Raw genomic sequence first — 10,221 nt, forward strand, 5'->3', positions numbered from 1 at the left:
GCAAAGCATTTCTCACTTGGGCCAAGTTGAGACAGCGATATTGGAAACCTCGGGCAATATTAGCATCTATTATTATCCGGACGAAGAGGTAAAGTATGGTCTACCAATACTACCTGTGTTATTTGAACTAAGTATGGTTAAGATCCAAAAGGCAGGAAAGTATGCCTGCTCATACTGCGGTAACGTAGAAGAACTTCCCGTGACTTCAATGCATAAATGTAAAAAATGCCAACGCAAACAATGGGTGAAAGCCATTAACAGCCGAAGGATAAAATAGGAGATATGGAACCGAAAGATAAAAAAGACTGGCGTTTCAGCCTCCATGAGATCATTTATGAATCCAATACGCGGGCAGGTAAAGCTTTTGACGTCGGATTGTTAATAGCAATTTTCACCAGTATCATAGTGGTTATGCTCGATAGCGTTGAACACATTCACCGACAGTATGGAACACTATTTAATCGCATAGAATGGGTATTTTGTGCCTTGTTTACCATTGAATACATTTTACGTCTTGTCAGTATCAGACGACCTGTTAAATACGTATTCAGCCTGTTGGGTATCATAGATTTGATCGCGCTTTTACCCTCGTATTTAAGTATTTTCTTTATTGGCGCCCAATCCTTATTGGTGTTCAGGGCCTTACGACTCCTGAGAGTATTCAGAATATTTAAGCTCGGGCATTTTTTAACAGAAATCAATTTTCTTACTCAGGCGCTCAAGGATAGCATTCGGAAAATCAGCATCTTTTTATTGACTGTACTTACCCTCACTATAATCCTGGGATCAATCATGTATCTTGTTGAAAAACGAGAAAACGGGTTTTCAAATATTCCTGAAAGCATCTATTGGGCGATAGTTACAATTACTACAGTAGGATATGGCGATATTTCACCTGTTACCCCAATGGGGAAATTCGTTGCTTCTATAGTCATGCTTACTGGTTACGCGATAATTGCAGTGCCTACAGGTATCATCACCCATGATCTGGCTCTGGCAGCACGAAAGAAAAAGCATAAATATGAATCATGCCCAAACTGCGGTAAAGAGGGGCATGATAGTGATGCACTATTCTGTAAGTATTGCGGCTCCTCTTTATATAAATAGCTTTGCTTATACCTGCGAATATGCGGTGAGAACCAGAAAGGTATAATGATTGTGGTTTTAGGTTAAACTAGTTTCAAACCTAAAGAGAACGCAGCAGCACTGATAATCAAATAGCAGTTTTATGGTATTTTGATGTAATTTCAATGGCTGCAGGCCTTCTTAATAAACCTTTATACTATATTAGGGCAAGACAGTTTATAAATTTTCATTTTATTTATCATTTCCAATCTATGCGTTCTGCGATCTCTTCTTCAATAATTTGTTTAACGCTCTTAATGAATTTGTTATACGGATGTCGATTATCCAACAAAAACATTTCAGGAAAACATTTTATGACTCTTTTTGATGGCAGAACTTTTAATGGCTGGGAAGGCGACACCATTAAAACCTGGCAGATTAAGGACGGTGTAATAACTGGCGGATCTTTATCTCAGGAAGTTCCCGAAAACGATTTCCTGGTAACTTCAAACATTTATAGCGATTTTAAATTACGTCTGAAATTTAAGTTAACGGGTAACCAGGGATTTGTAAATGCAGGCGTGCAATTCAGGAGTCAAAGATTAACTAATCCACCTAATGAAATGAAAGGTTATCAGGGTGATATCGGTGCTGGTTATTGGGCAAGCCTGTATGATGAATCCCGTAGAAATATAACCTTAGCTATGCCAGATTCTACACTGATTGCAAAAACCCTTAAACCAGACGACTGGAATGATTTTGAGATTCTTGCCGAAGGCAACCGGATCCGTATTTTTTTGAATGGCCATCAGACGATAGATTACAAAGAAACAGACCCTAATATTCCACAATCCGGTTATATAGGGCTGCAGATCCATGGTGGTGGTAAAGCGATTGTCTGTTATAAAGATATCCTGATTGAAAAGTTACGCTAAAGTAGTCTTGATGTATTGGAAGAAGGGACTTTATGCTTATCTTATTAATATGAAAAATCCAGACAAGATCAGGGAACGTATATTTAACCTAATCATTTACCTAAAAGAGAATCTATGAGCTATGAAATATTATTTATTCAGGGTGCCGGGAATGTATCAACATCGCAGGAGCAAGTAATTATAGATGCGCTGAGGAATAATCTTGGCGATAAATTTACAATTACATATCCACCAATGCCGGATACTGAACATCCTGCCTTCCTGGATTGGGAAGCAGTTTTAGAAACCAGTCTCAATAGTTTGTCAGGTAAGGTTATTCTCCTTGGTCATTCCTTAGGAGGCTCCATTATATTGAAATATTTTACCAGACAGCCTGTGCCAGACAAAGTAATAGGAATGATCCTATTTGGCGTTCCTTATTGGAAGGATCAGAATTGGGATGTCTCTGAATATGCAATAGAAGATGATCTGCTAAGTAAGCTCAGCACACTGGATAATATTTATTTTTATCACTCAGTAGACGATGAAGTGATCCCTAATCACCAATTTAAATCCTACCGAAAGTTAATTCCCAGAGGGCATTGGAGAGTATTGTCTGGTGTGGATCATTCCTATCATGGTGCAATCCCAGATATGATTAACGATATACAGGATTTGGCCGACGATACCAAAGAGAAATGATTAAGAAGCCTGCACAAATGAATGCGCAGGCCGAATACCAGTATTAAAACAATTAATTAATGACCTAGGTATAGCCCAGTATTTTAAGTACCTGTTTACTATTTTGCTCTTCTCCGAAAACTTCGAAGTTGAATGTTTCATCTCTGTTTCTACGTATAATAACATGTTTAGGACTAGGCAATAAACAGTGATGGATACCACCATAACCACTTAGCACTTCCTGGTAAGCTCCGGTATTAAAGAAACCCAGATATTGTACTTTACGTGTTTTAGGCATAAATACGCTATTCATGTGCGCTTCCTGGTTGTAGTAATCCTGTCCGTCGCAGGTAATCCCGCCTAAATTTACCCTTTCATATTCTGCATCCCAGTTGTTTACCGGAAGTAAAATATATTTCTGGTTCAATGCCCAAACATCAGGAAGATTTGTAATAAATGAACCATCAAGCATTAGCCACTTTTCTCTATCGTTTTGTTGTTTACGACCTAATACTTTGTACAAAATACCCGAAGCCTCTGCAACAGTGTACTTTCCAAATTCGGTAATAATATCTGGTTCAACAACATCATGCTCAGCACAAATCTCTTTAATCCTTTTTACGATCTCATTTACCATGTATTCGTAATCGAAATCGAATACCAATGAATCTTTAAATGGCATACCACCACCAATATCTAAAGTATCCAGTTCCGGATTAATCTTTTTGAACTTACAGTAAAGGGTAACGTATTTTTCTAATTCATTCCAATAATAAGGAGAATCGGTAATACCCGAATTGATAAAGAAGTGTAACAGTTTTACCCTGAAATTTGGATTAGCAGAGATTTTGTTGTTGTAAAACTCGATTACATCTTCTAGCCGAACGCCTAATCTTGAAGTATAGAATTGCGAATCGGGTTGTTCCTCAGCTGCAATCCGGATACCAAGATTACATGGCGTATCCAATTCAACCTCATCATCAAAAAGATTAAATTCTTCTTTATTATCTAAAACCGGGATGATGTTTTTATATCCATCATGCAACATATCGATAATATATTGCTTGTATTGATACGTTTTAAAACCGTTACATATTACGGTTATGTCTTTTGTTAAAGCGCCTTTTTTCTCTAATGCCTCAATCATTGGCATATCAAAAGCAGATGAAGTTTCTAAGTGAATGCCATTTTTAAGTGCCTCTTCTACAATGTGACGGAAGTGAGAACTTTTGGTGCAATAACAATACTTATAATCTCCGCGATAGTTGTTCTTGATGATAGCCGTCTGGAACAACAACTTGGCTTGCTGGATCTTTTTACTAATCAAAGGGAGGTAAGTAAAACGTAATGGCGTACCATAGGTTTCAATCATTTCCATTAGATTTAGATCTTGAAAATATAATTCGTCGTCTATAACGCTGAAACCTTCCTGAGGAAAACCAACACTTAGATCAAGAAATTCGGAGTAACTCTGCATTTTTTATATTTTTGAACTATTATTTATAGGGTTTGGCAAATTAAAATGAGTTAATTTTGTTGCCAAAGATAAACACTTTATAAAATACACCCGTATTTTTTTTATGACTAAGACTTTAAAAATTATTGAAGTAAAATCAGAGATCGGCGCCGGTACACGTGGAGCGAGTTTGGGAGTAGATGCAATCAAGATTGCCGCGCTGGACTTTGGCAGTCGTTTCTTTAAAAAACATAAAACTGTGGAGGTTCCAAATGAGAACCATTTACTGCTTGAAACCACCGGCAGTCCGTTTGCCAAGCGTATCTCTGGTATTTTGACTATGGTAGAGCGGGTAAGCGATGAGGTAAATGCCACACTAAATAAAAATGAGTTTCCAATAGTACTTGCCGGTGATCATAGCACAGCAGCAGGTACTATTGCGGGTATTAAAGCTGCTTTTCCAAAGTCTAAGTTAGGGGTAATTTGGATTGATGCACATGCTGATATCCATTCGCCATACACTACGCCGTCTGGAAACATGCACGGAATGCCACTTGCCATGGCCCTTGATGAAGACAATACGGAGTCGAAAGTTAACAAGCTCGATCAGGAAACTATTAATTACTGGTATCAGCTTAAGAATGTAGGCAATATTGCTCCAAAAATTAATTATCGTGACTTGGTATTGATTTCTGCAAGGGATATGGAGAAACCTGAGGAATACTTGCTTAAAAAAAATAAAGTCAAAATATTTACTACAGCCGAGTTAAGAAAAAGAGGAGTAGAGCGAACTGTTATTGAAACACTTAAGTATCTGGATCATTGCAACATGATCTATGTTTCCTTTGATGTAGATTCACTTGATCCTACGGCATCAAGAGGAACAGGAACTCCTGTTGCCCAGGGTTTAACAGAGCGTGAAGCTGGTAATTTAATGTCGAGGCTAATTACTAATCAAAAGGTTTGTTGCTTCGAGATTGTAGAGGTAAATCCGACATTGGATAAGGAAAATCAAATGGCAGAACATGCTTTTGAGATTTTAATTAAAGCCACCAATGCTTTTAGAAACGAATAAAAACGCTCCAAAATAAAATAAGAACATGAATATTGAACAACATATAGTAACTGCCACTATAGCAGCAGTAAAGCAATTATACGATCAGGACATTCCTGAAAACCAGATTAACCTGCAAGACACTAGAAGCGAGTTTGAAGGACAAATAACAATAGTGGTGTTCCCTGTAGTTAGGTTTTCTAAAAAATCACCTGAGGCAACGGCGAATGAACTAGGTGAATATCTAGTAGCTAACGTACAGGATGTTACGGCTTTTAATGTAATTAAAGGTTTCTTGAATTTAACCATTGCCGATTCCTACTGGTTAAACTTATTCAATAAGGAACTGCTAAGTCCTCAGTTCGGATCTATAAAACCTAATGGTCAAAAGGTAATGGTAGAATATTCTTCACCAAATACCAATAAACCATTACACCTAGGTCACGTAAGAAATAACCTGTTAGGTTACTCTGTAGCTGAGCTACTTAAAGCTGATGGTTATGAGGTAATTAAAGTAAACCTGGTGAACGATAGAGGTATCCACATCTGTAAATCTATGCTCGCCTGGCAAAGATGGGGGAACGGCGAAACTCCTGAAAGCTCTTTCCTAAAAGGAGATCACCTTGTGGGTAAATATTATGTGATTTTTGACAAGGAGTATAAGAAAGAAATTGATAGGTTAAAGACTGAAGGACAAACTGAAGAGGAAGCAAAAAAGAATTCCCCACTAATTATTGAGGCTCAAAAAATGCTTCAGGACTGGGAAGCTGGCGATTCAGAGGTTATTGATCTTTGGAAAAAGATGAATGGCTGGGTTTATGAAGGCTTTGACGTAACCTACAAGAATCTGGGAGTAGATTTTGATAAATACTATTACGAAAGTAATACTTATTTATTAGGCAAGGACACTGTTGATGAGGGACTTGAAAATGGTGTTTTCTTTAAAAAACCTGATGGTTCTGTATGGATTGATTTAACTGCTGATGGTTTAGACCAGAAGTTGGTTTTACGTGCTGATGGAACTTCCGTTTATATAACCCAGGATTTGGGCACAGCTCAAATGAAGTATGATGATTTTAAAATGGATCAGTCAATTTATGTAGTTGGTAATGAACAGGACTATCATTTCAAGGTGTTGTTTTTAATACTTGAAAAATTAGGAAAATCATGGGCTAAAGGCTTACATCACTTATCGTATGGGATGGTCGATTTACCTAGTGGTAAAATGAAATCCAGAGAAGGAACTGTGGTCGACGCTGACGATCTGATTGCTGAAATGGTGGCTACAGCCAAGCAAAAGACTGAAGTATTGGGTAAAGTGAATAATTTTTCTGAGGAAGAAAAAGAAGCTTTATATAACCAAATAGGATTAGGCGCATTGAAGTATTTTCTTTTAAAGGTGGAGCCTAAAAAACGCTTGTTGTTTGATCCATCTGAATCTATTGATTTTCAAGGGAACACGGGGCCGTTTATTCAATACACTCATGCACGTATAAAATCGTTACTGAACAAGGGAGGTTATTCTACAGAAGTTAATGCTCCTGAAGTTGCGATTACTGCTACAGAATTGGAGATGATTATGTTATTATCTAAATACCCATCGGAAATCTCAGCAGCCGCAAAGGCTTATAGTCCGGCTACTTTAGCGAACTATCTTTATGAAGTTGCCAAGATGTTCAATAAGTTCTACCATGAAGTTCCGCCAATTGTAAAAGAGGAAGATAGCGCTGTTAAACAACACCGCCTGAATTTAAGTTCTGTTACTGCCAGCATTCTTAAAACAGGAATGAATATACTTGGCATAACCGTACCAGAAAGAATGTAAAGATTTGTTTTAACATAACACGCTCATTACTAAATCAGTATTGAGCGTGTTATGTTAAAAATTGGCTACAAAGCTGTCTATATAGCCCGCACGTTTGATCATCCAGGCTCTCATCTTCTGGTAGTCTGTGGTAAAGTCTCCACTGCCAGTTCCCCATTTGGCAAAATCTCGCTTCTTAGAAGCCTCAATGGTAGTTGCATATTTATTTAGATAGGTCATCAGTTCTGGCATTTTTACTGACTTAAAGGCAATCCATTTTTGCTTAAACAGTATTTTTACCTTCGGATCGCTTAGCAGTCGCTTAAAAAACACGGTGCCAACCGAAGAAGAGTTCCATAAAAGTGCATTATCGTATTTCTCAAAGTGTGTACCTGTGCCTTCAAATCCAAAGGCCCAGTCAAAGTCCCATAAAGGTCCGAAGCTGTACTTTCCACCTTTCGGTTTGTATATATAAAGGCTTTTTGGATGGTTGAGCTCTTCATTATCTGTCAAGTTACAGACGATAAACAAATTGACAAGTGAATTGATATCTAAGTAGTCGGTATAATTATTACCTGGAAATGTTGAAGAAGCGATTGCATTCTCCATGACTTGAAATTCATTTTTTAGCACTGAAACTCCGCTCTCTGAACTGAGCTCAGGATATTTGACCATTACCGGCAGGTTATAATTGGTTGATTTGAATTTCCATGGCTCATCATAATAGGTATCTAGCTCTAATAGGGTGCCACCATCTTCAATATTTACCCGGTTTTTTCCAACGGCTACCTGCTCTGTAAATGCATAACTTCCCATATACGTATTGTTTATGGTCAGCTCTACGGGAATAATATTATTGGTGTAAGGCATCTCTAGTAGCTGTCCCGTTTTCATTGCCACTGCATTGAACATCAAGGTCGGATCCAAGTAGTTTGCCAGAAGTACCCAATCTTTTTCTTCAGCCAAACCTAGCAATGCGGCTTTCTTATCCAGCTTTAAACGATATGGTTTTTTCGGAAATCCCCATGTAGAATTCCCCCGACCTTTTATTTTGGTGGTTCCTGAATAGTCCTCAAATCCACCAAGACCTTCAATTTTTATTGTTGCTTGCAAATAGTCCTCTTTGGATACAATCGGAGCATTACCAAAAGTTTCAATGTAAATATGGGGAACGGAGGCTTCCCAGTCTACTGTGATCAGGTATTCCGCGTTTGTACCGTACTTAGAGGTCAAGGTATATTTTACCGGCTGACTGAAGTCGACAATTGTTTTACCACTTTCCTGCTTTACGCCATCTATACTTACTAGAATAGCCTCAGTCGAAAATGTGGCGATTAGTTTCCTTTTTTGATACATTAAACTGGCACTAACCTTACTACTGACTATATTAAAGTTAACGTCACTGGAAAGATCTGGATTGTTTGCCTTTAAAAACGAAAAAGTCTTGAGTATAAGACCGATATCATCGACTTCCTTAATAGTCACCGAATAGGTCTTCTCAGAGCCATCTTCTGCGGTAACCAAGTATTTTACAGGTTTTGAGAAGTCCTGTACAGAAATATTTGACTGCTGTGCCTTCCCGTTTACGCTTACACTTTTTCCCGTGGTCGTAAATGTTGCCTTAAGGCTGCTTATATTCAAGCCCTTTGTAACACTAAGTACAATGCTGTTCTCGCTTATTTCACTGCCAATATCTATTTTAATGGCACCAGGGTTATAGATTACTTCAATTTTAAATGTCGTTATTTCCTTAGCGGCGCTAAGCGGAATATCCTTTTTTTTACAACCTGCTGCAATACCCAGCACAAGAAAAAGCAACACTACTTTTTTGGTTAAGTGGTTCATTTGTTTATCCCTATCAATAAAAATATTACACAATAATACTTTTATTTTTCTGTTCCTGCCTTAACCGTTATCGTTTTCTTTTTCCTGAAGCTGGCGAAACTCATCGGACTCTTGGCCGGACGTTCATCTCCCAATAATACACCCCATTGTTTAAACATCACAGTCCGGTCGAAAATGACCTTCAATACTGCAATAACCGGAAGAGAAAGAAACATCCCCGATACACCTGCAATGCTTCCACCAATGATTACACCTAAGATAGCAAACAAAGCATTTATCTTCACTTTTGACCCTACAATTCTAGGCATCAGTATATTGTTGTCCAAAAACTGAACTATTGCAATCACAATCAGTACAGTAAGCACCGGCCACAGTTCGGTAGACGATGTAAGCGTTAACAGAACACCAATAATATTACCTACCAACGCGCCAACATAAGGGATTAAATTCAGGATGGCAAAGATCACCCCGATAAGCAATGCATGCTTAATTCCCACAAAAAACAGAATGCCACCCAATAAGATCGTCATATAGCTGACCTGGATTAACAGGCCCACCAGGTAACTTTTGATGATTACTTCTGTCTCAAAAATAGCCTCTTTTACCTTTGGATGGTGTTCTGGCTTAAACCACATAAATATAAAACGAAGTAAAATATCTTTGTAGAACAGCATCAAGTAAATATAAATAGGTAACAGGCCAACAAAAACGAATACAGAGCTTAAAGTAACTGCAGCCCCGCTTGCCGCCTTACCGGCCATCCCCAAAAGATCGTCACTTTTTTCGGTAATAAACTTAAGCTGCTCTGTTGTAGAGATATGACTAATGTTACTTATCCAATTACTTAAAGACTTCAGGTGTATGTTTACATTGTTCTTGATCTGCGGAAAATCATCTACTAGAATACCTATCTGGGAAGAGAAAAACCATACAATAAGACCGATCAGGATCACCAGCAATAAAATAGGGAGAATAATGGCAACCGCTTCAGGAAGTTTTCTTCTAATAAGAAAACGATAAATTGGCAGCACGACAATGCTGATGAAAAAAGCCATAATTACCGGCATAATAATGTTGTTGCCGACTACTAAGATCGCTACTAATAAAACCAGACCCAATAATTCGATTGATCGTTTTACGGTAAGAGGCATGTCTGTCATAGGTAAAGTATTTAGATTTTTCAATGAGTAACACTGAAAGGTATGAAATGTTTGGCTAGTTTTGCAAATCTATACATACACAGAACAAATGATCACAAACGAAACCATAGTTGCTTTATCTACACCGCCAGGAGTGGGCGCAATAGGTGTTATACGTCTTTCAGGCAAAGATTCAATAGCTATTACAAACTCGGTTTTTAGTGGTAAAAATTTGCTGGATCAGGAATCTCACACCATACACT

General features: G+C 38.0%; 8 protein-coding genes and 2 pseudogenes. 7 read left to right on the forward strand and 3 right to left on the reverse strand.

The features are described 5' to 3' along the window. The 4 genes and pseudogenes from AC1DG9_RS16880 to AC1DG9_RS16895 form a co-directional block, all read left to right on the forward strand. A pseudogene (locus tag AC1DG9_RS16880) lies at nt 1–277 on the forward strand (DUF421 domain-containing protein); the annotation flags it as partial. Nucleotides 278–282: 5 nt separating this feature from the next. Further along, complete coding sequence (locus AC1DG9_RS16885; RefSeq protein WP_337716124.1) at nt 283–1,107, forward strand: ion transporter; 825 nt, start codon at nt 283–285, stop codon at nt 1,105–1,107. A 275-nt stretch (nt 1,108–1,382) separates the two neighbouring features. Next, nucleotides 1,383–2,000, forward strand: coding sequence for a 3-keto-disaccharide hydrolase (locus AC1DG9_RS16890; RefSeq protein ID WP_337716126.1), 618 nt, complete (start codon nt 1,383–1,385; stop codon nt 1,998–2,000). Between the two features lie 114 nt (nt 2,001–2,114). Next, nucleotides 2,115–2,681, forward strand: coding sequence for an alpha/beta hydrolase (locus AC1DG9_RS16895; protein WP_172662794.1), 567 nt, complete (start codon nt 2,115–2,117; stop codon nt 2,679–2,681). Between the two features lie 64 nt (nt 2,682–2,745). Here AC1DG9_RS16895 and AC1DG9_RS16900 read toward each other — a convergent pair whose 3' ends face one another. Further along, the gene (locus tag AC1DG9_RS16900; RefSeq protein ID WP_048905642.1) at nt 2,746–4,137 is read right to left on the reverse strand and encodes an arginine decarboxylase; all 1,392 of its coding nucleotides are present in this window, start codon (nt 4,135–4,137) and stop codon (nt 2,746–2,748) included. A gap of 103 nt (nt 4,138–4,240) precedes the next feature. On the opposite strand from AC1DG9_RS16900, the gene rocF reads away from it, so the two are divergent. Beyond that, nucleotides 4,241–5,191: an arginase gene (rocF, locus tag AC1DG9_RS16905; RefSeq protein ID WP_172662795.1), complete on the forward strand. Its 951-nt coding sequence runs from the start codon at nt 4,241–4,243 to the stop codon at nt 5,189–5,191. A 25-nt stretch (nt 5,192–5,216) separates the two neighbouring features. After that, complete coding sequence (gene argS / locus AC1DG9_RS16910; protein ID WP_172662796.1) at nt 5,217–6,995, forward strand: arginine--tRNA ligase; 1,779 nt, start codon at nt 5,217–5,219, stop codon at nt 6,993–6,995. A gap of 54 nt (nt 6,996–7,049) precedes the next feature. Here the strand turns inward: argS and AC1DG9_RS16915 are convergent, their stop codons facing one another. Together AC1DG9_RS16915 and AC1DG9_RS16920 are read right to left on the reverse strand one after the other, a co-directional pair. Then, complete coding sequence (locus tag AC1DG9_RS16915; RefSeq protein WP_337716128.1) at nt 7,050–8,819, reverse strand: CotH kinase family protein; 1,770 nt, start codon at nt 8,817–8,819, stop codon at nt 7,050–7,052. Nucleotides 8,820–8,860: 41 nt separating this feature from the next. Then, nucleotides 8,861–9,979 (reverse strand): AI-2E family transporter, encoded by a 1,119-nt coding sequence (locus AC1DG9_RS16920; RefSeq protein ID WP_172662798.1) that lies wholly within the window; start codon nt 9,977–9,979, stop codon nt 8,861–8,863. Between the two features lie 88 nt (nt 9,980–10,067). Between AC1DG9_RS16920 and AC1DG9_RS16925 the strand changes: the two are divergent. After that, nucleotides 10,068–10,221: pseudogene (locus AC1DG9_RS16925) on the forward strand (tRNA uridine-5-carboxymethylaminomethyl(34) synthesis GTPase MnmE); the annotation flags it as partial.

The sequence above is a fragment of the Pedobacter sp. 05L430 genome (genome assembly GCF_056397585.1).

Coding starts and splice junctions, on each gene's coding strand:
- AC1DG9_RS16885 (WP_337716124.1), top strand. CDS start 283: ATGGAACCGAAAGATAAAAAAGACTGGCGTTTCAGCCTCCATGAGATC.
- AC1DG9_RS16890 (WP_337716126.1), top strand. CDS start 1,383: ATGAATTTGTTATACGGATGTCGATTATCCAACAAAAACATTTCAGGA.
- AC1DG9_RS16895 (WP_172662794.1), top strand. CDS start 2,115: ATGAGCTATGAAATATTATTTATTCAGGGTGCCGGGAATGTATCAACA.
- AC1DG9_RS16900 (WP_048905642.1), bottom strand. CDS start 4,137: ATGCAGAGTTACTCCGAATTTCTTGATCTAAGTGTTGGTTTTCCTCAG.
- rocF (WP_172662795.1), top strand. CDS start 4,241: ATGACTAAGACTTTAAAAATTATTGAAGTAAAATCAGAGATCGGCGCC.
- argS (WP_172662796.1), top strand. CDS start 5,217: ATGAATATTGAACAACATATAGTAACTGCCACTATAGCAGCAGTAAAG.
- AC1DG9_RS16915 (WP_337716128.1), bottom strand. CDS start 8,819: ATGAACCACTTAACCAAAAAAGTAGTGTTGCTTTTTCTTGTGCTGGGT.
- AC1DG9_RS16920 (WP_172662798.1), bottom strand. CDS start 9,979: ATGACAGACATGCCTCTTACCGTAAAACGATCAATCGAATTATTGGGT.